Raw genomic sequence first — 24,245 nt, 5'->3', positions numbered from 1 at the left:
CGGGCCGGCGGCGTGCATGCTGTGACGGCCTCGAACGGAAGGCGACAGCGTGGCGGGTGAGGGCTTCGAGCAGTTCGTGCGGCTTCGGTACACCGAGCTGCTGCAAACCGCGTACCTGCTGACCGGCTCGGTCGCGACGGCCGAGGATCTGGTGCAGAGCTGCCTGTTGAAGATCATGCCGCGGTTCGAGCGGATCGCCGAGCCGATGCCCTACCTGCGGCGGGCGATGGTGAACCAGCGCACCAGCTGGTGGCGGGCGGTGCGGCGGGAGCTGCTCAGCGCCTCCCCGCCGGAGCCGGACGACCCCGACGACCCGTCGTGGGGCTTCGCGGAGCGCTCGATGCTCGTCACCGAGCTGTCCCGGCTGCCGGAGCGGATGCGGGCCGTGCTCGTGCTGCGGTACTGGGAGGACCTCTCCGAGGCCGACACCGCCGAGATCCTGGGGTGCTCGGTCGGCACGGTCAAGAGCCAGGCGTCGCGCGGGCTGGCGCGGCTGCGCACGGTGCTGGAGTCGGGCGACACGCAGAGGAGCGGACGATGAGCACGCTGGAGGAGCGGCTCCGCGAGGAGATGGCGCGCGCGGTCGCCCCGGTCCGGCCCGAGCCCGACCCGTACGCCCGGCTGCTGCGCCGTCGCCGCCGGCGGGGCTGGCGGTGGGGCAGCACGGCGCTGGCCGCGGCGGTCGTCGCCGCGGTGCTGGGCGCGCAGGCGCTCGTCGCGCCGTCAAACCCGTCGCCCAACCCGACGCCGGAGCCGCCGCCATACTTCCGAGAGTCCAACGACGTGGCGCTGGACCACTGGGGCCGCGACATCATCGCGGCGTCGACCCGCGGCAACGCCGCACAGGCGGACCCGGCGCTGGTCGAGGCCCTGCGCCAGGCCCTGGACCGGGTCCGCCGCTCGTGGGCCATCAACCCCGCCCTGGACCGGATCAAGGTCTTGTACATCGTCGACGTCGGCGGGTCCCGCGCGTACGCCGCCGCCTACTACAACAACGAGCGGGTTCAGTTCGTCGCCGCGGCCGCACCCGCCGGCAGCGGCGCCGACGCGCTCGTGTCCACCGACCACGGGATGCAGACCGGCGCGCTCGAGCCGTTCACGCTGGGCGGGGACGCGGGGAAGTACACCATCGCCATGGTGCCGCCGGGGTGCCTCGCCGCGCCGTCGGCCGCGACCAAGGTCGGGCCCGACTCGTCGCTGCAGCAGACCTGGGCCCAGGGCGCCGCGTTCGTCGTCGAGGACAGGCCGGCCCTGCAGCGCTGGTGGAAGATCAGCTGCGACGGCGTGGTCCGCGAGGTCCTCGTCGCGGGCTCGCTCGACGGGCCGCACGGGCCCGGGACCCCTCCGCCGGCCGAACGCGGCCACGCCGACCCCGAGGTGGTCGCGCAGCTGCTGCGGTACTGGCCGCCGCTGCCCGGCCTCGACGTGCGCGACCGAAGGATCGTGTGGGGCGGCACCGTGGAGGGCGAGAGCCGGTCCGTCGCCGTCGGCGTCGGCGAGCTCGGCGACGGTTCGGCCGTCGTGGTCGCGGCCACCGGCAAGGGCGACGGGTACCTCGTCACGTCCGTCAAACCCGACACCGACCTGGAGCAGGGTGCGATGCCGTCGGCCCAAGTCACCACCGCGGTCTCGCCCCGGTCCGACTTCGTCGCCGTCCGGCTCCCCGCCGAGGACCACCGCTCCCTGTCCGACCGCCTGCTGGTGCTCGCCCCGCCGGGCGCCGTCGAGCTGCGCGCCGGTTCGGGCCCGGGCGCGGAGACCAAGGTGACCCTGGCCGACGGCGTCGGCGTCCTCCACGTGCCGGTCCCCGCGAAGGTGATCATCCGGGCGGTCGACGCGCAGGGCCGCACGGTGGCCGAGCTGACGGTGTCCGAGCCGCGCAACACGACCCAGATCCTGGCCGGGCAGGGCCTCATGCGGAACTGGGACTAAGCGCACCGGCCCGACCTATCACATTCACAGGAACGCGAGATAGAACGGCACCATGGGCGACAACCGGGCCTGGCGCATCCTGCTGGCCGATGACCATCTCGTGGTGCGCGCCGGCCTGCGCGCGCTGCTCGCCGCCGACCCGCGCTGCCGCGTGGAGGGCGAGGCGGCCGGCCTCGACGAGCTGCGCACGGTGGCGCACCGCCTGCGGCCCGACCTCATCGTGCTGGACCTGAGCTTCGGCCCGGACAGTGCGCTGCCGGCCCTGCCCGGCCTGCTGGCCGCCGATCCGCCGCCGCGGATCGTGGTGCTCACGATGCACGACGACCTGTCGTTCGCGCGGGAGGCGTTCGCGGCCGGGGTACACGCCTACGTCCTCAAGGAGGCCGCCGCCGACGATCTGCTGCGCGCGGTGGAGACCGTGATGGCCGGCTCGGTGTACGTCGACGCCGAGCTCGGCGCCCGCCTGGCCCGCAGCCGCCCGGCACCGGCGGACGCGCTGAGCCCGCGGGAGCGCGACGTGCTGGCGCTGCTGGCCGCGGGCCACACCAACGCCGAGATCGCCCGGCGGCTCTCGATCAGCCTGCGCACCGTCGAGACCCACCGCGCCGGCCTGCGGACCCGCTTGGGCACGGCGAGCCGCGCCGAGCTCGTCGCCGCCGCACACCGCCTCGGACTGCTGGCATGACCCGGGTCGAGCGGTTCGCCGGGGTCGTCGCGGCGGGGTCGACCGTCGCCGGGGCCGCGCTGCTCACCGCCGCGATCGTGCTCGAGCTCGGCGGTATCAGCTCGCGGGCCGAGCTGTGGAGCGCCGCCGGGGCCGGCGCCGCGTTCCTGCTCGCCCTCGCGGGGCCGCCGGCGCCGGCTGCGCGGCGCTTCGCGGGGCGGGCGGGGCTGCTGGCCGCGACGGGCTTCTCGGCGCTCATCGCCGTCGCCGCGCTCTGGCAGGGCAGCGTCCGGCCGGATCCCTCGGTACTGCTGCTGCTCATCCCCGTCGCCCTGCTGTTCGCGACCGCGGGCCTGGCCCTGCGCGAGGCCGCCGTCGAGCGCCGCCGCGCCCGGCTCGACCGGGCCCGGTCGCGCCTGGACGGCGCCGAGGCCGAACGCCGCCGCTGGGCCCGCGAGCTGCACGACGACGCGCTGCAGGACCTCGCCGCCGTCCAGGTCCTGCTGGCCGCGGCGGCAACAGCGGGCGCGGCCAACGCGACAGCGCAAACGGCCGCGATCGCGGACGCGCGCGAGATCGTGGGGCGCCAGATCCAGTCGCTGCGGCGGATCATCGCGCAGATGCGGCCCCTCGCCCTGGACGCCCTCGGCCTCGCCGCGGCGCTGGAGGATCTCGCCCGGCGCGCCCGGGACCGCGACGGGCTCGACGTCGAGGCGGCGGTCGACGCGCTGCCACGGTTGCCGGCGGCGGCGGAGATCGGGGTGTACCGCATCGTCCAGGAAGCGCTGACCAACGCCCTGCGCCACGCGGGCGCCGCGCGGGTGCGCATCGAGGCCGGGCCGCACGGGCCGGGGGTGCGGGTCGTGGTGCGCGACGACGGGGGCGGGCCGCCGCCGGGCGGATTCGCCGCGGGGCACGGCCTGCACGGCATGCGCGAGCGCGCCGAGCTGCTCGGCGCCGGCCTGCACGTCGGCGCGGCCGCCCCTCGCGGTACCGAGGTACGCCTGGACCTGCCGGTTCAGGCGATGTAGTCCTCCAGGCGGGCTGGGGTGAGGCCGGCCTGGGAGATCGCCTGCAGCACGGCGAGGAAGTCGTCGACGAACGCGGGCCGGAAGTGCATGAGGATGATGTCGCCGGCCTTCACGGTGTTGCCGGCCTGGTAGCGCACGATGCCCTTGTCCGTGGTCTCCTTCCAGAAGAACGCCGCCTTCATCCCGCAGTCGTGCACGACCTTGAGCGTGGTGGCGTCCTTCTCGCCGAAGGGCGGGCGGAAGAGCACGGGGCGGCGGCCGTACATCTGGCCGAGCTGATCGGCGCCGCCGCAGATCTCGTTCTTCTGGAACGCGTACGACTTGCCGGAAGCTCGGTCCGGCTCAGTGAAGGTCTTCAGTGACGTCCTTGAACAGCGCGAGCGCAGGGTCGCGGAACCCGCGGGCCTGGTCGTTCGCCTCGGAGTAGCTCGCGGTCTGCGTGGCCGGCACGACCTTGAGGTACTGCACCTCGATGACCACGTTGCCGGTCCGGGCGACCACCAACTGCTTGTCGGCGCGGGACTTGCCCGACGCCGTCAGCTTGGACGTGAACGACAGGTATGCCTCATCGCCGATGCCCCACGTATTTTCACCCGCGAACGACGTATCCAGGTCGCCGGTCGCGGAAGCAGCCTGGTCCTTCATCATGTTGTACCAGGTTTTGGCTTCATCGATGCTGTCATGGAACCCGTGCTTGTGCTCCACCGACACCTGCACGGTGAAGAGGAAGTCCGCGTCCTTCGTCCAGTTGCAGCCGCTCGTCCAGGCGCCGGTTGTCGGCTCGCCGGCCAGGCCGCCGGTGTACTGCTTGCTGGCCGGGCTGTTGACGACACCGCACACCACGTCGACGGTGTGATACGGGCCGTTGTTCTGCATGACGTACCAGATCGCACCGGCGCCGGGCAGGCCCAGGCACACCAGCGCGACGAGGACCAGCACGACCACGAGCGGCGCCCAGCGTCCGCGGCGCTTCGGGGCGGGTGGAGGCGGAAACGGCGGTGGCCCGGGCGGCCGCCATGGACTGGGTGCCGGAGGTCCGAATGCCGGTGCAGGCGCGGGACCGGGCACCGGCCCGCGTTGCGGGGGCGGCCAGCCTCCGGGTCCCTGGGTCGGTTGCACGCTGACACAGTACTGGTTCGTCGATGTGCTCGGGGCCCGGGCACGACGCCGTCCAGGACAGCGGCCACCACGCTCGTCGCGATCGGCACGGCCGTGGCAGCGGGCAGGCGATGCCGCTGCGGGCGCAACGTCGCGGTGGCCGGCGGCGGGATGCAGCTGCTCGCCCCGGACGACCGCTCGGCGACCCGATCGAGCTCTCACCGACCCGGCTGGTGCACACACGCAGGTGACCCACACCCGGTACACCGTCACCGGCCGCGCTCCTCTGACCCCGACGAAGGCAGCGTCCGCGCCACCGCCTGATCACGCCTGCACGTCCGCCCGGTCCCCCGGCGGCCGGCCCGGGCACCCGGGCGGACGTGCCTATTCGAAGTCCGTCCGGTGCGCCTCGGCCCAGTCGCGGAAGGTGCGGGGCGCCCGGCCGGCCACCTCGGCGACCGCGGGGTGCACCGTCGCCTCGTCCAGCGTGCGGTCGACATAGAAGCTGAAGAAGGCGTCGACGTACCGCTGCTGCAGTCCTTCGATGTTGTCGTACCCCGGCAGCAGAAACATCCCCCGAGCACCCGTCAGCGCATCGGCGAACGTCTCCGGCTTGTTGAGGTCGCCCTCGACGTCCTCGGCGCCGGCCGGCAGCGCCGCCTTCGCGGGATCGCGCACGAGCGCGCGGACCGGCTCCCCGGCCGCGGCCAGCGCCGCCACGATCTCCCGCCCGACGTTCCGGTGGCCCCGGTGACCAGAAACATGCGCATTCCTCCCCGTGCAGATCTTCATTGGTACCCGCGCCGGACCCGAGATACAACGGCGTCATGGGCGACAACCGGGCCTGGCGCATCCTGCTGGCCGATGACCATCTCGTGGTGCGCGCCGGCCTGCGCGCGCTGCTCGCCGCCGACCCGCGCTGCCGCGTGGAGGGCGAGGCGGCCGGCCTCGACGAGCTGCGCACGGTGGCGCACCGGCTGCGCCCCGACCTCATCGTGCTGGACCTGAGCTTCGGCCCGGACAGCGCGCTGCCGGCCCTGCCCGGCCTGCTGGCCGCCGACCCACCGCCGCGGATCGTGGTGCTCACGATGCACGACGACCTGTCGTTCGCGCGGGAGGCGTTCGCGGCCGGGGTACACGCCTACGTCCTCAAGGAGGCCGCCGCCGACGATCTGCTGCGCGCCGTGGAGACCGTGATGGCCGGCTCGGTCTACGTCGACGCCGAGCTCGGCGCCCGCCTGGCCCGCAGCCGCCCGGCGCCGGCGGACGCGCTGAGCCCGCGGGAGCGCGACGTGCTGGCGCTGCTGGCCGCGGGCCACACCAACGCCGAGATCGCCCGGCGGCTCTCGATCAGCCTGCGCACCGTCGAGACCCACCGCGCCGGCCTGCGGACCCGCCTGGGCACGGCGAGCCGCGCCGAGCTCGTCGCCGCCGCCCACCGCCTGGGCCTGCTGCCGTGAGCCGGGCCGAGCGGGTCGCCGAGAGCGTCGCGGCGGGGTTGACCGCCGCCGGGGCCGCGCTGCTCACCGCCGCGATCGTGCTCGAGCTCGGCGGTATCAGCCCGCGGGCCGAGCTGTGGAGCGCCGCCGGGGCCGGCGCCGCGTTCCTGCTCGCCCTCGCGGGGCCGCCGGCACCGGCTGCGCGGCGCTTCGCCGGGCGGGCGGGGCTGCTGGCCGCGACGGGCTTCTCGGCGCTCATCGCCGTCGCCGCGCTCTGGCAGGCCAGCGTCCGGCCGGATCCCTCGGTACTGCTGCTGCTCATCCCCGTCGCCCTGCTGTTCGCGACCGCGGGCCTGGCCCTGCGCGAGGCCGCCGTCGAGCGCCACCGCGCCCGCCTCGACCGGGCCCGGTCGCGGCTCGACGGCGCCGAGGCCGAACGCCGCCGGGCGGGTTCGCCGCGGGGCACGGCCTGCACGGCATGCGCGAGCGGGCCGAGCTGCTCGGCGCGCAGCTGTACGTGGGGGTAACAACTGCTCCGGATTTGTTGGCAAACATAGTCATCTGTAGTCGTATATACTGGCCCGGGGTGAAACTCGCGGAGTGGGAACGCCGGCAAGGTGTGAGCTATCAGACCGCCTGGCGGTGGGTGAAGGATGGGAAGTTGCCCGTCCCAGTCCGCCAGGCACCCTCCGGCACGTGGATCGTGGAGGAGCCGCGCAAGCAGGTTTCCGGCTGTGTTGTCGCGTACTGCCGGGTGTCGTCGGCGGATCAGAAGCCGGACCTTGACCGGCAGGTCGCCCGTGTCGTCACCGAAGCCGGTAAGCGCGGCCTGGCCGTGAGCGAGGTTGTGACCGAAGTTGGCTCGGGCTTGAACGGCAAGCATCGTACGTTGCACCGCGTGCTCGCCGACCCGCACGTTGCCGTGGTCGTCGTAGAGCACAGGAACCGCCTCGCCCGGTTTGGCGTCGAGCACCTGCAAGCCGCCCTATCGGCGACCGGCCGCGAGCTGGTGGTCCTCGACCCGGAGGAGACCACCGACGACCTGGTCAAGGACATGACCGACGTGCTCACCTCAATGTGTGCCCGCCGATACGGGCAGCGGCCACGAAGAACCGCGCCGCCCGTGCCATCGCCGCGGCGACCGCAAAAGGAAGACCAGTAGTGCCGAAGAAGCCCCTCAGCCTGCAGAAGACGGCGGACCGTGCCCTGTGTCCCGTGCCCACGGCGAACGTCATGCACATGAAGGTCCACGAGATAGCCCGGTGGATGCGTGGCGCTGGCGTGACCGAGACGCTGACTCCACAGCAGGCCACGGCGTGGAAGGTCGACCCGCGCAACGCGCCGGAGTGGTTCACCGATCTGCTTGCCGAGAACGCATCTTGCGCCGCCGAGCGTGAGTACCGTGAGCGCCAGGCTGACCTCGAGTACGAGCACCGAATGCTCAACCTGACGGAGAAGGTCACCAAGCGGCTGTTGGCCGGGGCGAAGCACTTCCGCAACCCGGATGCCGAGCTGATCGCTCAGGACATGGCGTTGCGTGCCAGCAAGGAACTGTGCCGCGCCCACACCGAGGCGTGCGGCAAGATCATCCCCGAACTCCTCTCTGACCTCGACATCGCCGCCCTGCGGTGGGCCGGGATCGACCCGCACGACCACTCCACGTGGATCGTGCACCGGGGGGACTGCGCAGCGTGAAGACGTTCCAGCCGCAGCCCGGTTTCGTGGTCCAGGCGTACCAGTTTGCCTTGGACCCGAACGTGACCCAGGAGGCCGCGCTGCGTTCGCATTGCGGTGCTGCCAGGGCCGCGTACAACTGGGCTGTTGGCTGGGTGACGGCGGCGTGGTGGCAGCGGAAGGCGGAGGAGTCCTACGGCATCCCCGAAGCCGAGCTGACGCCTTGGCGGCCCTGGAGCTTGCCTGCGCTGCGGAAAACGTTCAATGAGGTCAAGAAGACCGACCCGCGCTTCGCGGACTGGTGGCAGGAGAACTCCAAGGAGGCGTACAACACCGGCCTTGCCAACGCTGCGGCGGCGTTCGACAACTACGCGAAGTCGAACAACGGCAAGCGCAAGGGCGCCCGTATGGGTATGCCGCGCCGGAAGTCGAAGCACCATGCAAGGCTCGCCTGCAGGTTCACCACCGGAACCATCCGCGTCGAGCCCGACCGCCGGCACGTCACCCTGCCCCGGCTGGGCACGATCCGCACGCACGAGAAGACCCGCAAGCTCCAGCGTCGCATCGTGAACGGGACGGCTCGTGTCCTGTCCGCCACCGTGCGGCACGACCGTGGCCGATGGTTCGTCTCCTTCCAGGTGGAGGTCAAGCGCGAGACCACCAAGGTCGCCCGTTGCGATGTGACGGTCGGCGTGGACCTCGGGGTGAAGGTACTCGCGGTCATGGCCGACTCGGCTGGTGAGATCCGCTACATCCCGAACCCGGCCCACTACGACAGCGCGCTCAAGGTGATCAAACGGCTCTCCCGCCGCGTCTGCCGCCGTCAGGGGCCGGATCGCCGTACTGGGCAGAAACCATCGAAGCGATGGCTCAAGGCCAACGCCGAACGTACCCGCATCCATCACCGGGTCGCGAACCTGCGGGCTGATGCGCTGCACAAACTGACCACCACGATCGGCAGCGAGTACGGCACGGTAGTGATGGAAGACCTCAATGTCGCCGGGATGCTGAAGAACCGGCGCCTCGCGAGGAGGATCGCCGATGCCGGGTTCGGGGAGATCCGGCGCCAGCTCACCTACAAAAGCGAGTGGAACCGCTACCGCACCGTCGTCGCCTCGCGCTGGTACCCGTCCTCAAAAACCTGCTCGAACTGCGGCGCGGTGAAAGCCAAGCTGCCGCTGCACATCCGAGTATTCCGCTGCGACGGCCTCGACTGTGGCCTCGTCATGGACCGGGACGAGAACGCAGCCCGCAACCTCGCCGCCCTCGCTGCGGCTTGCAGTACAGGTACCGGAGTGGCCGGAGACCTGGGCACGCGAGTGCCGAAACCGCGTGGAGCCGACCAGAAGACCCGCACCACCCGCCAGGCCCGCAAGGACCCGGCGGGGCGGGCAGGTGGCGCAAAACCGACCCACAGTCGGACAGAAACGCGAGACCTTCATCAGGACACCACAACCCAACTCGGACTGTGGTGACACCGTTAAGGACCTTCCGCGCGGAAACGCACGAAATGCTGATGTCTGACTACAGACTCAGTAACGGGTGGCACGGCCCCGCGGCGCGCGCGCCCGAGGTCCGGCTCGACCTGGCGCGGCCGCCGGACAGTGCGGTATCCGGGCCAGCCACGCCGAGCTGAGCCCGGATCCGCAGGTCGCCGCCGGCCCGGACCCCATCGCCGGAGCACCCGGCGCCGGTGACGGCGTTTCCCCCCAAGGTGCGTTCCGGCTCCGGGTTTCCAACGGCGCGGCACTGCGACGAGGACCAGCTTGCCGCGCCCGCGCCCGGCCCGGTTCGGTGCGCGCCCGCAGAGCCGTTGCGGGTTTGCCGCAGTCAGTGGTGGTGGGCGTAGTCGGGCTGGACCGGGTTGCCGGGGTGCTCGAAGCCGGGCTCCAGCCGGACCAGGGCCGCGCACCGCTCGTCCAGCCACCGGCCGAACGCCCGCTCCCGCGCCGCCTCCAGCAGCACCGGGGCCACCTCGGCGGGAGCGAACGGGCCCGGGTACCGGTCGCGGTTGTGCTCCCAGTAGGACCGCGCCTCGGCCTCGGGCACCGTCACGGCGGCGGTGACCTCGGCGCGCACCGCGGCGGCGAGGGGGTGCACGGCCAGCACGGCCGCGGTGACGCCGCCCATTCGCAGGGCGGCGCCGAGCGTTGCCGGCGGCGGCGTCCCGCCCTGCGCGGTGAGGCCGCGCGACCGGGCCTCGTGGTCGAGGACGGCCTCGGTGGTGAGGACCTGGACCAGCCACCGCCGCAGGTTGCGGCCCTCGGCGGTGGCGGGGTGCGGCAGCCGCGCCGCGTACGGGCCGGAGCGCAGCGCCGCCAGGCGCGCCTCGACCTCGGCGACGAGGACGGGGCGGCCGGCCACGTACGCGGCGACCGGGGCCGTCACCGCTGTACCGTCACGGACACGGGCGCGGTGTAGTGCAGCTGCCCGGCGTGCGCGAGGCGCGCGAGGACCCACCAGCGACCGGCCGGGTGCCGGTCCGGCACGCGCACCGGGAACTCCACTGTGGACGATCCGCGCAGCGCGACCGTGCGCCGGGGTGACGCCAGAAGCTCCCACGTGTGCCAGGGTCCGATGAGGTGTACGTCCACCAGCACCTCCCCCGGCGCGTCGCTCGACAGCGCCAGGGCGAGGACCGCCTCGTCGCCCGGCCGCAGGGTCAGCTCTCCCGGGGTGAGCTCGGCGGTGACCGTCTCCGGGCCGGCGGCACCGGCGAGCAGGCGGGCGACGTCGTAGGCGCCCTGCGAGATCGACGCGCGCAGCCAGTGCGCGCCCGGCGCCGGGCGCTGCGGCGGTGTCACGCGCACGGGGAGCTCGGCGAAGCCGCCGGGCTCCAGGTCGTACGGGACCGAAGGAGGCTCGACCGTCCAGCCGTCGGGGGCGGCCAGGGTCAGGGTGCCGGTCGCGCGGGCGCCGGTCAGGGCCGAGGACACCGTCGCGGTGAGCTCGACCGGACCGGTCACGGCAACGTTCGGCGGGTCCAGGTGTACCGAAACCGGCATGTTCCCCAGTGGTGCGGGGCCGGTGTTGTGCAGCCAGTAGCGCGAGTAGGCGGCCTCGGCGGGCCGGGACGCGGCGGGCAGCGGGCGCGCGACGCCGAGCAGCGCCTGGCCGGTGCCGGACGCCGGCAGGCCGGTGCCGCCGGGGACCGGGCGTTCGAGCAGGTCGGCCGCGCTGCGCTCGAGGACCGGCACCGGCAGTGCGATGTGGACCTCCGCGGGGCGGCCGGCCGACTCGTAGTAGCGGGCCGTCACCGCCGAGACCGGCTCGGGCACGCCGCCGGAGGCGATCGGGTCGCCGGCCGGCTTCAGCGCGGTGAGGACCACGGTGGACGGTTCGGTGTGGACGAGCCGCGCGGACGCGGGCGGGCCGGGCGGCAGCGGCCGGGCGTGCATCGGGTGGTTGAGGGCGTGCCCGGCGGCGACGAGGCCGGCGGCGCGCCAGTCGCCGTCGCCGGCGGCGATCGCGTAGTCGAAGGCGTGCGTCCAGTGCTGCTGCTGGAAGTTGGACCCGTCCGGTGCGGTGCGCCGCGGCGGGTCGATCCACACGCCGGACGGCCAGCCGGTGCAGGAGCGCACGAGCGACAGGTGCAGCGCGCCGGTGCCGTCCACCGCGAAGCCGGGCATGCCGCGGTTCAGGATGCCGACGGTGTACTCGTCCAGGCCCGGATCCGGGTCGTCGAGCACGGGCTCGGCGCGGACGTCGCCGGCGTCGAGGTCGGCGCAGAGCCGGGCGACGGCGTCGGCGGCGACGACGAGGACCGGCAGCGCGCGAGCGCCGGTGAGGTCGGCGTTGGGCACCCACACCTCGGTCAGCGGCCGCTCTGCCGGGATCCACGCCCGCCCGTCCTCGGCCAGCCGGCGGCGCACGGCGTCGCCGCGCTCGCCGAGGCCGTCGAGCAGCGCGGCGGTGAACGCGTTGTCGTCGGGCCCGCCGATCGCGATCCGCACGTCGGGCAGGTTGGAGTCCACGGCGAGCGCGCCGTAGCGGGGCCCGGCCGGCTCGGAGCAGGTGGCGGTGACGCCCTGGCGGACCAGGGCGAGGGCGAGGTCGCGCGCGCCCGGGCCGCCGCCGACGATCTCGGCGACGCCGATCGCGCGGGTGTGCGCGCCGACGCGGATGCGGGCCGTCGAGGACAGGGCGAACCAGTGCTGCGCCGGGTTGTCGAGGGTCCACGGCGCCGGGTCGGCGTCGACGTCGACGATGCCGAAGCCGCGCCCGACGACGGCGTTGCCGACCTCGCTGACCGGCAGGGCGCCGGGAATGGCGGCGGGCCAGCGGACCCGGACGAGGTGGTCGGCGCCGTCGAACTCGTCGAGCACCGTGCGGGCGTCGACGCGGCCGACGCCGCGCCACAGGGTGAGCGTCTGGGTGTACCGCGCGGGCCCGACCGATCCGGTGACGGTCACCCGCTCGCCGAGCGCGCACGCCTCGACGACGACGGAGTCCGCCGGCCGGTCCGCGGAGCCCGCCGTCGCGGGGCCCTTGGGCAGCAGGTGCCACGGCCCCTCGTGGACCTGCGGGTGCGCCGGATACTCGTCGTACACCAGCAGCTCGTTGCCGGCCCTTCCGGCGGCGAGCAGCTCCCGCCCGGTGCGCCGGTCGACCAGCGACGTCACGGCGCCGCCGCGGGCCGGGTCGACGGTGAGCCGGAACGTCTCGTTCTCGATCGCGGGCTCGCCGGGCCGGGCCCGCCAGCCGCCGCCGTCGCCCGCCGCGACCTCGACCGTGCGGTACCCGACGCCGGGCACGTCGCGGGCCAGGAACACCAGCTCCCCGTCCTCGACGAGCGCGGGCTCGCCGTCGACGGTCGCGCCGGGGCCGGCGAAGGGCAGCCGGACGATGTCGGTGCGGGCCCACGACGACGGGTTGAACACGACCGCCCGCGCCGGCCCGTCGCCGGCGGGCAGCCGGTCGGCGAGGGCGGACAGGGCGCCGTCGAGGACGCCGGCGGCCAGGTCGTGCGCCTCGCGCCAGCCGGTGAGCAGGTCGAGGTACACCTGGTCGGACTCCGACCCGGTGATGCCGTCGTGGTGGGCGCCGAAGACGAGCTGCCGCCAGGCGAGGTCGACCTCCTCGTGCGGGTAGGGCGCGCCCTCGAGCGCGGCCAGGGTCGCGAACATCTCCGCGTCGGTGAGCAGCGCCTCGGCGTGGCGCTGTGCCTGCTTGGTGTCGATGAACGACACGTCCTTGCCGGTGTAGATCGGGTTCATGTCGCGGGTCTGCGGCGCGAACCCGTCGGCCTGTTCGCGCACGGCGGCGAAGAACTCGCGCGGCAGGCCGCACACGAAGCGCGGCCAGGTGTAGCGGGCGTTCCAGTCGCGGTGGATGTCGACGACCCACTTGGCCGGCGGGCTGTAGTCGGTGCCGACGGGCAGCAGCACGTTGCGCGTGCGGGCGACCTTCTTGAGCAGCAGGAACAGCCGGTACACGTTCTCCTCGGCGGCGGCCAGGGTCGGCTGCGCGTCGATGTGCCAGCCGGCGCCGTAGTGCGCCGGCATGTAGTGGGTGAGCACGCCGAGGCCGTTGGGCGAGAGCCACTCGAACTCGGCGGCGAACTGCATCGTCGACGGGTCGCCCCAGCCGCGCTCCCCCGGCGTGTACGTGCTGAGCATCGGCCCCCACTGGTGGAACGGCCCGCGCGCCCACGACGAGGAGTCCAGCCCGGCCGCGGCGGCCAGGCCCGGGAAGTTGGGGTCGTGGCCGAACGCGTCGAGCTGCCAGGCGGTGCGCGGGTCGCCGCCGACGACGTCGCGCTGGAAGCCGATGCCGTAGCGGAAGTTGCGGATCGTGGTCTCGGCGAGGGTCAGGTTGGTGTTGGGCTCGTTGTAGGTGCCGCCGACGAGCTCGAGGCGGCCCTCGCGCAGCAGCCGGCGGATGTAGGCGCGCTCCTGCGGGCGGGAGTCCCAGTAGGGCTTGAGGTAGTCGAGCTCGGCGAGGACGAACTTGTACTCCGGGTAGAGCCGCGCGGTCTCCAGGTGCAGCCGGACGAGCTCGAAGCCGGTGCGCTGGTAGTCGCCGCGGAACTCGGTGCCGGTCTGCCCGGGCGCGCCCCACGTGGCGGTGTAGGCGGCCTGCGTGCTCCACCACACCGGGTCGTAGTGGAAGTGCGAGACCATCCACACCGTCCACCCGGGCTCGGCCACGACGAGCTCGCCGCGCCCGGTCGCGCCGCCGGCCGTGACCTCGATCGGCACGATCGTCCCCGGTGGGCGGTCCACGGTGACCGGTACCTCGACCAGGCCGTCGCCCTCAGCCCGCCCGGCGACGCCGTCGCCGCGGACCTCGACGGTGCCGGAGACGCCGTCGACCCGCACGACCTGCCGGTCGCCGACGAAGAGCTCGGTGCCCTCGATGCGCATGCTGCTCCCTAACCGTTACCTATCAGTGAGTAAATGTGAACTCACGGTCGGCAGCCGTCCGTTGCCGGCCGGCGTTGACCCCTGAGGGCCTAGACGCTTCGTCGCCCGCTGCCCAGCCTGCGGGTGCAGGTCTTACGGATCTTACGTAGGCTCCACGTCCTGTTTTTGCGTCGCCCGGCAACTCCAGGTCGACGTGCCGCACGAGGTCGGCAAGATTCCGTGCGGCGTTGACGTCCCGATCCAAGGACAGCCCGCACGTGGTGCAGTTGAAGGTGCGCTCGGCCAGCGACAGCTTGGGTTTCGCCGTCTTACAGGCCGAGCACGTCTTGGAGCTGGGGTACCACCGGTCGGCGACGTACAGGATGCTGCCGTACCAGCCGGTCTTGTAGCCGAGGTGCCGGCGCAGCGTCGCCGGAGCGGCGTCGGCCAAGGATCTGGCCAGCTTGCGGTTGCGGATCATGCCGGCCACGTGCAGGTGCTCGACCACGACCGTGTCGAACTGCTGCGCCAGCCGGGTGGTGAGCCGGTGCCACGAGTCCGCGCGGACAGCCGCGACCGTGGCGTGCAGTCGGGTCACCGCGTCCTGTGCCCGCTGCCACCGCTTCGACGCCGTGCGCTTGCTCCTGGTGGCCGGGTCGTACGGTCCGATCCGGCGCGCGGCACGGCGTTGCGCTTTCCCGAGTTTCTTCAGCGCGGCGTTGAACGGCTTCGGATTGGGCACGAGTTCGCCGGTGGACAGCACCGCCAGGTGCTTGACCCCGGCGTCCACCCCGACGACCCGGCCAGCCCTCGGCGCGTGCGCCGGCCGGTTGTGGTCGCGGCGCACGGCGACCTGGAACGAGCAGAACCACCGGCCGGCGGTCTCGCTGACGGTGGCGGACAGGATCTGCGCGGTGCCTGCCCGTATCCGGCGGGCCAGCTTGCGGGTGGACTCGTGGGTGCGGATGCGGCCGAGCCGGGGCAGCACCACATGCCGATAGCCGGGGTCGACCCGGATCGCGCCGGTGGTGAACCGGGCCGACCGCTGGGCCTGCTTCCTCTTGGGACGCGGCCAGCCCATCCGGCGGCCCTTACGGGCACCGGTGCGGGAGGCGTGCCAGTTGCCCAGGGCGGCGGACAGGTTCGCCAGGCCGGTGTTGAACGCCTCCTTGGAGCATGCCGCCCACCAGGGCGCCACCCACTGTTTGATCTCGTTCCAGGTGCGACGCAGATCCGGCAGCGACCAGCCCTGCCACGGCGTCAGATCCGCCTCGGACACCCCGTAGCTGGCCTCAGCGGCGCGCTGCGCCTGCACTGCGCCGACCCGCCGCAGCATGTGGTTGTAGGCAAACCGGGCCGCGCCGGTGTTGCGGCGCAGGCTCCCGGTCTGCGTGTCGCCCGGGTCGAGGGCGAACTTGTACGCCTGCACGACCCAACCAGCGGGCGGCTCGTACCGCTTCACGACCGGTCCTCGTCCACGGTCGCCGCCGCGACGGCGCGGCCGGCTCGGTTCGCCGCCGACCGGCGGTCATACCGCCGGGCACATCGGCTGGTCAGGATCTCGGTGACGGCACGGACCAGGTCGTCGTCCACCTCGGCCGGGTCGACAACCAGCAGCCGCCGGACCTGCGCCGCGAGCGCGGCCTCGACGGAGTCAGCGCCGAACCAGGCGAACCGGTCCCGGTGCTCGACCACGATCGTCGACACGCCAGGGTCGCGGGGCAACCCGAGGAACTTTTCTGCGCTGTCCGTTCAGCACCGAGCCGACCTCAACGACCACGCGCGAGACCAGCTGTCCTGCCCGGTGGCCCAGCCGGTCACTCGGCCGACCTGCCGGTCCAGGTCGGCTCGCTGGTCGGACGACGACACCCGGGCATAGACGACCACCTGACCCTGCGGGACGGTCTCGGCCACATCAACCATGATCGTGCCGGACGGAAGCCGTCGAGCGGGCACCGCCGCGGTCCCCTCACGAAACCAGCGGTACGCGGTCTGCGTATGCACACCGTTGCGTCGCGCCCACTCGGCAAGCCTCACCCGACGATACTAAAGCTCGCATAACCGTACGTTCACTCGCGAAAGTGCGAACTGTTGCCAGCCCTTACCGCACCGGTACGGCTGAACGCCCCGCCGAACACCGACGACAGCACCGAGTACAGCAGCACGACCACGGTCAACCCGGGCATCATGGGCGGCAGCACGATCCGGCGCAGCGGCTGCGCCCAGCCGGCGCAGTCGGTCCACGCGGCGTCTCGAACTCGACCGGGACCGCGTCCATGCAGTTCTTCATTGTCCAGATGCCGAACGGCAGCGACGACGCGGCCATGAACAGTATGAGCGCCGGCACCGAGTCGGTGAGCTCGAACGACGCCAGGGTCTGCAGCGTGAGGAGCATCAGGTTGCTCACGATCGAGCGGCGGATGAGCGGCAGCGTGACGTAGCGCAGGCGCTGCCAGAGCGAGGCGCCGTCGATCTGGGCCACCTCGTGCAGGTCCGACGGCAAGCCGCTGAGCGCGACGTCGGTGAAGGCGCTGTACACGCTCCACAGGATCGGCCCGGCGAGGAACACTCCGAGCAGCGGCAGCGCGGAGGCGATGGCCACGGCCCGCGCCGCGAACATCCGCGCCGCCGCGCTCGTCGCGAGGTCGTTACGTTGCTGTCGCAGCCGACCGCCTTCACCTGGTCGGCGAGAGTCTTCGCGGCCGCCTGCCCGGTCATCACCGACTCCATCGTCACCTGGATCGCGTCGGAGACGTGCGGATACTCGCGGTACGCCGGGCGGAAGAGGTTCTTATTGTACCGTGGCGCCGGTCAAGCGAGGAGGACGGATGTCGATGCGTCGGCCGACGATGCACGACGTCGCCCGGGAGGGCCGGGGTGAGCGTCGCGACGGTGTCGCGGGTGGTCAACAACGAGCGGTACATCAGCGCGCAGACCCGGAGGCCGTCGAGCAGGCCATCGCGAGCCTCGGGTTCCGGCGCAACGAGTCCCGCCCGCACGCTGCGCTCGGGCCAGAACACCGACACGGTCGCGCTGGTGATCGAGGACGTGGCCAACCGTTCTGGTCCGCCATCACCCAGGGCGCCGAGGACGTGGCCCGCCGCCACGAGCACATGCTCGTCGTCGGTAGCACCCGCCAGAGCTTCGACACCGAGCGCGAGCTGCTGCGCGACCTGGTCCTGCGCCGCCGGGTCGACGGCCTGCTGGTGGTGCCGACGGCGCACTCGCAGCGGGCCCTGCACGACGAGCCGGCCGCCTTCACCCTGATCGTCTTCATCGACCGCGTGCCGTCCCGCGTCGCCGCCGACTCGGTCGTGCTGGACAACCACGGCGGCGCCCGCGCCCGCGGTGGCACGCCTGCTGGAGGTCGGGTTCCGCCGCATTGCGTACATCGGCGGCGACCCGTCGGTCAGCACCGGCGCCCGCCGCCTGGCCGGGTACCGCCGCGCGCTGCAGGACGCCGGCGTGCCCGTGGACCCGTCGCTGGTACACGGAGGCGTGCACACGGTCGCCGCGGCGCACGCTACCGCCCTCGAGCTGCTGCGCACCGGTGCGGACGCGCTCTTCGCCGACAACAACCGGATGGCGGTCGGGGCGTTGCACGCGGCCTGCGTGCACGGCGGCGGCGCGAGCGTGGCGGCATTCGACGACCTGGAGCTGGCCGACCTGCTGCCGAACCCGGTCACGCCCGTCACCTACGACGCCACGGCGCTGGGCGCGCACGCGGCGGAGCTGCTCTTCGCCCGCATCGCCGGCGCCGCCGGCCCGCCGCGCCGGATCGTCCCTCCCACGCACATCGTCACCCGCGCAGCCACTGACGATCTTCTATATCTACGTATACCATTACCAGCTTCAACCACGGCCGCCTCGGCGGGCGGCCGTCCCTCCGGCCCATGCCGGCTTCACCCCGCGCCCGGCGCGCCACAGAGCGGTGGCTTGCGTCGCGCCCCGGCACGGGCCGCCGTCCGAAGGGGAACATCGTGGCAACGAGCGAAGAACCGGCGCAACCGCAGGCGTGGTGCGCCAATCGGCGGGTTCTCCTGGCAGGCCTCGGCGGCATCGGCGCCGCCGCCGTCCTGTCGGCCTGCGGCGACGACGCGACCGCCAACACGGCAGCCGCGGCACCGTCATCCGCGCCCGGCAACGCCCCGCTGGCCGACACCGAGCAGGTGCCGGTCGGCGGCGGGATCGTCACGAACGGGCTGCTCATCGTGCAGCCGGTGAGTGGAAGTTTCAAGGTGTACGACGCCGCGTGCCCGCACAAGGGCATCCTGGTGGGCGCGCCCCAGAACGGCGTGGCCACCTGCCCGGCCCACGCGTCGACGTTCAGCATCACCGACGGCGCGCGCATCAGCGGCCCGACGCCGACCGGCCTGAAGGAGATCAAGGTCCACGTCGACGGCACGAAGATCGAGCGCACCGAGTAGCGGTTGCACGTCCGCGCGACGGGCGGCCGATCCCCGGCGGCCGCCCTCCGGACCCCGTTGACGATAGCTTGATCACTTACTTATGCTGCCACCCGTGAAGCCGATGCGGGAACCGACGTTCCTGATCCTGACCGCGCTCGCCGACGCCCCCCGCCACGGGTACGGCATCCTGCAGGAGGTCAACGCCCTGTCCGGCGGCCGGGTCAGCCTGCTCACCGGCACCCTCTACACCGCCCTGGACCGCCTCTGCGCCGAGGGCCTGGTCGAGCCCGACCACGAGGAACTGGTCGACGGCCGCGCCCGCCGCTACTACCGCCTGACCTCACCGGGCCTGACGGCGCTGACCGCGGAGACCGCGCGCCTGCGCGACCTGGCCACCGCAGCCGAGGCGCGCCTGCGCACCCCGAACCCCGCGACCCCGAAGCCGAGGCCCGCGTGACGACCCCACTGGCCCGCCGCTACCGCCGCCTGCTGCTGTGCTACCCCCGCACCCACCGCCGCGACGAGCTCCTGGCCACCCTCCTGGACGCCGCACCACCCGACCGCACCCGCCCCACCCTGCGCGAGGCGTCCGACCTGCTCAGGCACGGCCTGCGCGCCCGCCTGGGCCGCCCCGCGAGCCGCACGGTCGTCGCGTGGGCAACCCTGGCGGCCGTGATCAGCGGCCTGTTCGGCGCCGCGTTCGCCACACGCGCCGCCTGGGAGACCGTGCGCCCGCTGCCGGATGCGGCGCAGGTCCGCGCGATGCTGCTGGAGATCCTCCCGAACGAGCCGTGGGACCAGGTGTACCCGCCCCCGCCGGCCACGTTCGCGATCTACAACCAGCCGCTGGGCTGGAACATGGCGAGCGAGATGATGCTCGGCGACGGCGGCGAGTATTCCCAGGCCGCCATCGGCGCTGGCGTCAACGGCCACCCCGGCGACGATCCACGCAGGACGGTCGACGAGGCCCTCGCCAACCTGGAGTCCCACGGCTGGCGCGTCTACAACACGGCCTGGAGCGACGCATACTCCTGCGTAGGCCCGCCCTGCGACCCGACCACGATCCCGCAGAACGCCACCATCGCCGCCCGCCGCGGCGACACCGCGCTCACGCTCGAGGTCTACACCTGGTCCACGCCGGACACCACGCACCTCTCGGCCTCGTTCATGCGCACCACCCCGCTCGCGGTGTGGCCCGCCGGCATCGCCGGCTTCCTGCTCGCGAGCCTGGCGGCGCTGCTGCTCTTCGGCTGGGCCAGCCGGCGCACCGAAGCCGACTACCCGAGCCGCCCGGCCGCAACCAGCAGCGAGCATCCGGCGCGCGGGTGGGTCATGGGGCTGTTCGGGCTGGCGATGGTGCTGTGGTGGGCGCCGACGCTGTACGCGCTGCCGTTCATGACCCTCCATCACATCCGCGAGCCTCATCCCACCTGGCATCCCATGTGGGAGTGGCTCGGGCAGCCGACATTCTCGCTGTTCTTCGTCGTGGGTAGCGGGTGCCTCCTGCTCGCGCTCGCACTGTCCGCCCTGCCCCGCCGCCAGACCGAAGCCATCACCGCAGCGACGTAAGCCCCGCCGCGGAACCGTTCGGCGGTAGCCGAACGGTTCCGTCGCTACGGTCGCCCGCATGGAGAACGCAGTCACCACCGTCATCGACGACGCCGTCGCCGAGGTCCTGCAGATCGCCGCCGGCTGGCTGGGTTGGGACGGCCGGCCGGTCCTGCACGACGGCAACGCCTGGACGCCGCACAAGGCGCTGCGCCGGGTCGCCGACCACCTGCTCGACCACCTCGCCGAGATCGAGTGCCGCCTCGCCGGTCTGCCGACGCTGCCGGACGAGTGGCACGGGCGGACCGTCACCACGCACGCCGACTTCGCCCGGTTCACCGAGACCGACCTCGACGAGGCCCGCAGCCGCCTCACCCGGCTCGCCGCCTGCTACCGGGCCCGGCTCGCGGGGGTGGGCGCCGACGTCCTCGACGCCCGCCCGGACTCGGACACCTGGCCGATCCGGCAGGTGGTTCAACACGTTGCGGGTATCACCTACTACGCCCGGTCGATGTCATGTGCCCAGCGTGTGATCGACGCCGCCACGCATCCGGACGGCCCGGGCGGGGCGGCGTGAAGACGATCCAGGCGTACCGGTTCGCGCTTGATCTCACCCCGGCGCAGGCCCGGATGGTGCTGGCGCATGCGGGGGCCGCGAGGGTCGCGCACAACTGGGCGTTGGCAAGGGTCAGGGCAGTCATGGACCAACGTGCCGCAGAACGCACCTACGGTATCCCGGACGCACAGCTGACCCCGGCCGTGTCGTGGTCGCTGCCCGCGTTGCGTAAGGCGTGGAACGCGGCGAAGGCCGAGGTGGCGCCGTGGTGGGCCGAATGCTCGAAGGAGGCGTTCAACACCGGCCTCGACGCCCTGGCCCGCGGGTTGCAGAACTGGTCCGACTCCCGTTCTGGGAAGCGAGCCGGTCGGCCGGTCGGGTTCCCTCGGTTCAAGTCCCGGCACCGCAGCACCCCCAGCGTGCGGTTCACCACCGGCACGATCCGGATCGAACCGGACCGCATGCACGTCGTGCTGCCCCGGCTCGGCCGGCTGAAGCTGCACGAGTCCGCCCGCAAACTCGCCCGTCGCGTCACCAACGGCACGGCGCGGATCATGTCCGCCACAGTGCGGCAGGACGGCGGACGCTGGCACGTGGCGTTCACCGTCGAGATCGAGCGGGCCGACCGCAGCCCCGACCGACCTGACTCCGTGGTCGGTGTCGACGTCGGGATCACACACCTCGCCGTACTCTCCACCGGTGAGCTGGTGCCGAACCCACGCCACCTCGCCGCGGCGCAACACCGGCTACGCGGACTGAGCCGGGCGCTGTCGCGTAAGACCGGACCCGACCGCAGGACCGGGCGCCGTGCGTCGAAGCGATGGCAGCGCGCATCCGCCCGACTTGCACGTACGCACGCCCGGGTAGCCAACCAGCGCCGTGACGGCCTGCACAAACTCACCACCCGGCTGACCCGCGAACACGGAACGGTCGTGGTCGAGAACCTCAACGTGTCCGGCATGCTCAAACATCGGCGCCTTGCCCGGCACATCGCCGACGCCGGCTTCGCCGAACTGCGGCGGCAACTCGCGTACAAGACCGCCTGGAACGGCGGACGGCTGTTCGTGGCCGACCGCTGGTATCCGTCCTCGAAAACCTGCTCGGGCTGCGGCACAGTGAAATCCAAACTGGCCCTGTCCGAACGCGAATACCGCTGTGCGACCTGCGGCCTGACTCTCGACCGGGACGTGAACGCCGCACGCAACCTCGCTGCCCTTGCGGCGGCTGAGCAACCAACCGCCGGGAGTGGCTCGGTGGCAGGACGTGGAGCCAACCACAAGACCCGCACCCGCGGGCAGGAGGCGACGAAACGTCAACCCGGCACCGCGACCGCGGGCAAGACCGGGACCGTTCCACCGCAAGGTAGAACTACCGATCGTGCGCTCGCTAGAGCACACTGAGAGGTAACGGTGAGCGCCCTGGGAGGACACCATGGGCTACCTGGACCCGCAGACCGATGCGCCGAATCGCCCTGACCCTGCGCGGCTGGCCCACCCCGATGCCGGGGTGCTGTACCTGCGCTCCTACCTGCTGATGCGGGCGGTGATCGGCTTCATCGGCCTGGCCCTGCCGTTCCTGCTGGTCCTCGGCGACATGGCGCTGGAGCGCGGCAAGATCCGGGGCTCGCTCAGCGAGTACTTCTACACCGGCCTGCGCGACGTCTTCGTCGGCGCGCTGTTCGCCACCGGCCTGTTCCTGGTGACGTACAAGGTGTTCGAGCACAACCTGGACAACGTGCTCAGCACCGTGGCCGGGGTGGCGGCGCTCGCCGTCGCGCTGTTCAGCACGGACCGGCCGGGGGGCTCGACGCTGGCGCTCACCCCGCTGCAGGAGCGCATGGGTGAGACGACGGTGGCGACCGTGCATTACGTCGGCGCCGCGGTCTTCATCATCAGCCTCGGGATCATCAGCCTGTACTTCGGGATCCGCGAGGGCAAGCGCACCGAGCTGCAGGGCAAGCTGTCGCCGATGTTCTGGCGGCGCTTCCACTTCGGGTGCGCGGCCGGGATCGGCGTGGCCGTCGTGTTCATCGCCGTCGCGAAGTTCACCGGCTGGCTCGAGGACTACGCGCTGCTCATCGGTGAGACCCTGGCGGTCCTCAGCTTCGGCGCGTCGTGGCTGATGAAGGGCCTGGAGCTGCGGGTGCTGCTCGGTCCCAAGCCGGCCGAGGGCCCGCTGAAGGCCGAGGAAGCGGCCACGGCCGGTTGAGGTCAGCGGGCCACGAAGGCCAGGGCCTCGCGGGCGAGGGGCTCCCAGACGGCCGGGCGGTCGGGTGTGACCGACAGCCACTCGCGCATCGGCCTGTCCTTGCCCGCGGTGAACGGGCCGCCGTCGCCGGCCGCGATCGCCGCCGCCACCCGGGCCGCCGGGAGTTTCACCACGAGCGTGCCGCCGGCGTACATCGCGAAGATTCGGCCGCCGGTCTTGAGCGCGTTGCCGCCGAAGGCCCGGCCGCCTTCCGGGGCCGTCACCCCCGGCTCGCCGGCCAGAGCGTCGACCAGTTGTTCGAACCGCGTGGCGGTGTCATCGGTGGGCATGGCATCGAATCTAGAATCGGGTCATGGTGACGGCCAAGCCCGCCGCCGGCGGCGGGCGCTGGGTGGAAATCTCGCCGGAGCGGCTCCGCGGCTGGCTCGACGGTTTCTACGGGCGCCACCAGGGCGCCGATGAGAGCGGCCTGGTGCTCACCGGGACGAACAACGGCGACCGGGCGACCCTGCATCCGCCGCCCGGCCTCGACGGGGTGGCGGACGTCGACGCGCTGCTCGCCGGGGTCGCCGCGCCGCCGCGGATCGGCCTGCTGCTGGCCCGCAAGGGTGCGTTCGCGGCCGGCGTCGCCGACGGCACGCAGATCACCTCGTCGAAGGTGGAGCGCTTCCACGTCCACGGGCGCACGGCCGCCGGGGGCTGGTCGCAGCAGCGGTACGCCCGCCGCCGCGACAACCAGGCCGACGCCGTCGCCGGCAAGGCCGCGGACATCGCCGAGCGGGTGCTGCTGCCCGAGACCGGCGACCTCGCCTCGCTCGTGTGCGGCGGCGACCGCGGGCTCGTCGATGCGATCCTCGCCGACCGGCGCCTCGCCGGCCTCGCCGCGCTGCGCCATCCGCGCCTGCTCGAGGTCGCCGAGCCGCGGCTGGCGGTACTGGAGGAGGCCGCCGTCGCCGCGCGCAAGGTGCGCATCCACCTGGTGCCGTAAATGGCGCGGGCCGCCCGGCTTTCGCCGGACGGCCCGCCTTGCAGTGGGTCGGGTTACGGGAAGTTGACGACGTTGTGCGGGGTGACGGCGCTGGGCAGTGCCGCGTCGCCGGTGTCGTTGATGACGTGGGTGATCGAGCCCTTGCCCAGCGACACGGTGAGGATGTCGTGGAACTTCACGTTGGCGTTAACCGGGGTCTCGTAGGAGTGGTAGGCGGCGATGGATTCGTCGGTGGTGAAGACGCAGTAGCTGCCCATGCCCCACGCTTCGTGGGAGGTGACGTTGTTGGACACCTTGTAGGCGGCGTAGCCGGTGATCCCGTCGTGGGACCAGGCGGCGGCGGACGGCGGGTCG

General features: G+C 72.8%; 25 protein-coding genes and 3 pseudogenes. 18 read left to right on the top strand and 10 right to left on the bottom strand.

The features are described 5' to 3' along the window. Positions 1 to 49 precede the first annotated feature (49 nt). From ABD901_RS26270 to ABD901_RS26255, 4 genes are read left to right on the top strand one after another with little or no spacing between them, the layout of a single operon-like run. A complete protein-coding gene (locus ABD901_RS26270) occupies positions 50 to 541 on the top strand; it encodes a SigE family RNA polymerase sigma factor (protein WP_345130129.1) in 492 nt (163 codons plus the stop codon). Continuing rightward, on the top strand, positions 538 to 1,932 hold the full coding sequence (locus ABD901_RS26265) for a hypothetical protein (protein WP_345130127.1): 1,395 nt from the start codon (positions 538 to 540) through the stop codon (positions 1,930 to 1,932). The genes ABD901_RS26270 and ABD901_RS26265 overlap by 4 nt, the downstream gene beginning before the upstream one ends. A gap of 52 nt (positions 1,933 to 1,984) precedes the next feature. After that, complete coding sequence (locus ABD901_RS26260; protein WP_345130125.1) at positions 1,985 to 2,617, top strand: LuxR C-terminal-related transcriptional regulator; 633 nt, start codon at positions 1,985 to 1,987, stop codon at positions 2,615 to 2,617. Continuing rightward, positions 2,614 to 3,627 carry a sensor histidine kinase gene (locus tag ABD901_RS26255; protein ID WP_345130123.1) on the top strand — a complete coding sequence of 338 codons (1,014 nt, stop codon included), beginning with the start codon at positions 2,614 to 2,616 and terminating at the stop codon, positions 3,625 to 3,627. The genes ABD901_RS26260 and ABD901_RS26255 overlap by 4 nt, the downstream gene beginning before the upstream one ends. Here ABD901_RS26255 and ABD901_RS26250 read toward each other — a convergent pair. From ABD901_RS26250 to ABD901_RS59130, 3 genes are all read right to left on the bottom strand, one after another. Then, positions 3,615 to 3,986 carry a polysaccharide deacetylase family protein gene (locus ABD901_RS26250; RefSeq protein WP_345130482.1) on the bottom strand — a complete coding sequence of 124 codons (372 nt, stop codon included), beginning with the start codon at positions 3,984 to 3,986 and terminating at the stop codon, positions 3,615 to 3,617. The genes ABD901_RS26255 and ABD901_RS26250 overlap by 13 nt on opposite strands. Continuing rightward, on the bottom strand, positions 3,970 to 4,572 hold the full coding sequence (locus ABD901_RS26245) for a hypothetical protein (RefSeq protein ID WP_345130121.1): 603 nt from the start codon (positions 4,570 to 4,572) through the stop codon (positions 3,970 to 3,972). The genes ABD901_RS26250 and ABD901_RS26245 overlap by 17 nt, the downstream gene beginning before the upstream one ends. A gap of 537 nt (positions 4,573 to 5,109) precedes the next feature. Beyond that, positions 5,110 to 5,517 (bottom strand): SDR family oxidoreductase, encoded by a 408-nt coding sequence (locus tag ABD901_RS59130; RefSeq protein WP_380132079.1) that lies wholly within the window; start codon positions 5,515 to 5,517, stop codon positions 5,110 to 5,112. A gap of 35 nt (positions 5,518 to 5,552) precedes the next feature. Here ABD901_RS59130 and ABD901_RS26235 point away from each other — a divergent pair, with 35 nt between their 5' ends. The 5 genes from ABD901_RS26235 (at position 5,553) to tnpB (ABD901_RS26215) (ending at position 9,313) form a co-directional block, all read left to right on the top strand. After that, positions 5,553 to 6,185, top strand: a complete 633-nt coding sequence (locus tag ABD901_RS26235; protein ID WP_345130119.1) for a LuxR C-terminal-related transcriptional regulator — start codon at positions 5,553 to 5,555, stop codon at positions 6,183 to 6,185. Next, a complete protein-coding gene (locus ABD901_RS26230) occupies positions 6,182 to 6,691 on the top strand; it encodes a hypothetical protein (RefSeq protein ID WP_345130117.1) in 510 nt (169 codons plus the stop codon). The genes ABD901_RS26235 and ABD901_RS26230 overlap by 4 nt, the downstream gene beginning before the upstream one ends. 59 nt (positions 6,692 to 6,750) lie before the next feature. Further along, positions 6,751 to 7,326: an IS607 family transposase gene (locus tag ABD901_RS26225; RefSeq protein ID WP_425556720.1), complete on the top strand. Its 576-nt coding sequence runs from the start codon at positions 6,751 to 6,753 to the stop codon at positions 7,324 to 7,326. Positions 7,327 to 7,403: 77 nt separating this feature from the next. Continuing rightward, positions 7,404 to 7,859: a hypothetical protein gene (locus ABD901_RS26220; RefSeq protein ID WP_345130495.1), complete on the top strand. Its 456-nt coding sequence runs from the start codon at positions 7,404 to 7,406 to the stop codon at positions 7,857 to 7,859. Beyond that, positions 7,856 to 9,313 (top strand): IS607 family element RNA-guided endonuclease TnpB, encoded by a 1,458-nt coding sequence (gene tnpB, locus ABD901_RS26215; protein WP_345130115.1) that lies wholly within the window; start codon positions 7,856 to 7,858, stop codon positions 9,311 to 9,313. Before ABD901_RS26220 ends, tnpB (ABD901_RS26215) begins: the two co-directional genes overlap by 4 nt. Before the next feature lie 355 nt (positions 9,314 to 9,668). On the opposite strand, the gene ABD901_RS26210 is transcribed toward tnpB (ABD901_RS26215), so the two are convergent. The 5 genes and pseudogenes from ABD901_RS26210 to ABD901_RS26190 all read right to left on the bottom strand — a co-directional run bounded on the left by ABD901_RS26210 (position 9,669) and on the right by ABD901_RS26190 (position 16,802). Beyond that, complete coding sequence (locus tag ABD901_RS26210) at positions 9,669 to 10,226, bottom strand: DUF7158 domain-containing protein (RefSeq protein ID WP_345130113.1); 558 nt, start codon at positions 10,224 to 10,226, stop codon at positions 9,669 to 9,671. Then, positions 10,223 to 14,203 (bottom strand): glycoside hydrolase family 38 N-terminal domain-containing protein, encoded by a 3,981-nt coding sequence (locus tag ABD901_RS26205; RefSeq protein WP_345130111.1) that lies wholly within the window; start codon positions 14,201 to 14,203, stop codon positions 10,223 to 10,225. Before ABD901_RS26205 ends, ABD901_RS26210 begins: the two co-directional genes overlap by 4 nt. 22 nt (positions 14,204 to 14,225) lie before the next feature. Then, positions 14,226 to 15,644: an IS607 family element RNA-guided endonuclease TnpB gene (gene tnpB / locus ABD901_RS26200; protein WP_345130108.1), complete on the bottom strand. Its 1,419-nt coding sequence runs from the start codon at positions 15,642 to 15,644 to the stop codon at positions 14,226 to 14,228. Beyond that, positions 15,641 to 16,219: pseudogene (locus ABD901_RS26195) on the bottom strand (IS607 family transposase). The gene tnpB (ABD901_RS26200) and the pseudogene ABD901_RS26195 overlap by 4 nt, the downstream one beginning before the upstream one ends. 148 nt (positions 16,220 to 16,367) lie before the next feature. Beyond that, the gene (locus tag ABD901_RS26190; protein WP_345130106.1) at positions 16,368 to 16,802 is read right to left on the bottom strand and encodes an ABC transporter permease subunit; all 435 of its coding nucleotides are present in this window, start codon (positions 16,800 to 16,802) and stop codon (positions 16,368 to 16,370) included. Positions 16,803 to 16,936: 134 nt separating this feature from the next. Between ABD901_RS26190 and ABD901_RS59125 the strand changes: the two genes are divergently transcribed. From ABD901_RS59125 to ABD901_RS26155, 8 genes and pseudogenes are all read left to right on the top strand, one after another. Further along, on the top strand, positions 16,937 to 17,449 hold the full coding sequence (locus ABD901_RS59125; RefSeq protein WP_380132074.1) for a LacI family DNA-binding transcriptional regulator: 513 nt from the start codon (positions 16,937 to 16,939) through the stop codon (positions 17,447 to 17,449). Positions 17,450 to 17,530: 81 nt separating this feature from the next. Next, positions 17,531 to 17,935, top strand: a pseudogene (locus tag ABD901_RS59120) (substrate-binding domain-containing protein); the annotation flags it as partial. A gap of 227 nt (positions 17,936 to 18,162) precedes the next feature. Further along, positions 18,163 to 18,609: a Rieske (2Fe-2S) protein gene (locus ABD901_RS26180; RefSeq protein ID WP_345130103.1), complete on the top strand. Its 447-nt coding sequence runs from the start codon at positions 18,163 to 18,165 to the stop codon at positions 18,607 to 18,609. A gap of 103 nt (positions 18,610 to 18,712) precedes the next feature. After that, complete coding sequence (locus ABD901_RS26175; protein WP_345130481.1) at positions 18,713 to 19,048, top strand: PadR family transcriptional regulator; 336 nt, start codon at positions 18,713 to 18,715, stop codon at positions 19,046 to 19,048. Continuing rightward, positions 19,045 to 20,160 carry a hypothetical protein gene (locus ABD901_RS26170; protein ID WP_345130101.1) on the top strand — a complete coding sequence of 372 codons (1,116 nt, stop codon included), beginning with the start codon at positions 19,045 to 19,047 and terminating at the stop codon, positions 20,158 to 20,160. Before ABD901_RS26175 ends, ABD901_RS26170 begins: the two co-directional genes overlap by 4 nt. A 58-nt stretch (positions 20,161 to 20,218) precedes the next feature. Further along, positions 20,219 to 20,716 carry a hypothetical protein gene (locus ABD901_RS26165; protein ID WP_345130099.1) on the top strand — a complete coding sequence of 166 codons (498 nt, stop codon included), beginning with the start codon at positions 20,219 to 20,221 and terminating at the stop codon, positions 20,714 to 20,716. Next, complete coding sequence (gene tnpB, locus ABD901_RS26160) at positions 20,656 to 22,095, top strand: IS607 family element RNA-guided endonuclease TnpB (protein ID WP_345130097.1); 1,440 nt, start codon at positions 20,656 to 20,658, stop codon at positions 22,093 to 22,095. The genes ABD901_RS26165 and tnpB (ABD901_RS26160) overlap by 61 nt, the downstream gene beginning before the upstream one ends. Positions 22,096 to 22,126: 31 nt before the next feature. Further along, complete coding sequence (locus ABD901_RS26155) at positions 22,127 to 22,903, top strand: hypothetical protein (RefSeq protein ID WP_345130095.1); 777 nt, start codon at positions 22,127 to 22,129, stop codon at positions 22,901 to 22,903. Between the two features lie 2 nt (positions 22,904 to 22,905). On the opposite strand, the gene ABD901_RS26150 is transcribed toward ABD901_RS26155, so the two are convergent. Further along, entirely contained in the window at positions 22,906 to 23,232 is a 327-nt protein-coding gene (locus tag ABD901_RS26150; RefSeq protein WP_345130092.1) for a TfoX/Sxy family protein, read from the bottom strand. A 23-nt stretch (positions 23,233 to 23,255) separates the two neighbouring features. Here ABD901_RS26150 and ABD901_RS26145 point away from each other — a divergent pair, with 23 nt between their 5' ends. Next, positions 23,256 to 23,891 (top strand): acVLRF1 family peptidyl-tRNA hydrolase, encoded by a 636-nt coding sequence (locus ABD901_RS26145; protein WP_345130089.1) that lies wholly within the window; start codon positions 23,256 to 23,258, stop codon positions 23,889 to 23,891. A gap of 53 nt (positions 23,892 to 23,944) precedes the next feature. Here the strand turns inward: ABD901_RS26145 and ABD901_RS26140 are convergent. Further along, positions 23,945 to 24,245, bottom strand: a pseudogene (locus ABD901_RS26140) (discoidin domain-containing protein); the annotation flags it as partial.

Source organism: Dactylosporangium darangshiense (assembly GCF_039537565.1).
In the GTDB taxonomy this organism is placed as follows: Bacteria; Actinomycetota; Actinomycetes; order Mycobacteriales; family Micromonosporaceae; genus Dactylosporangium; species Dactylosporangium darangshiense.
Note: the sequence above shows the minus strand (reverse complement) of the source record. Positions and strands in the feature narration are given on the sequence as shown.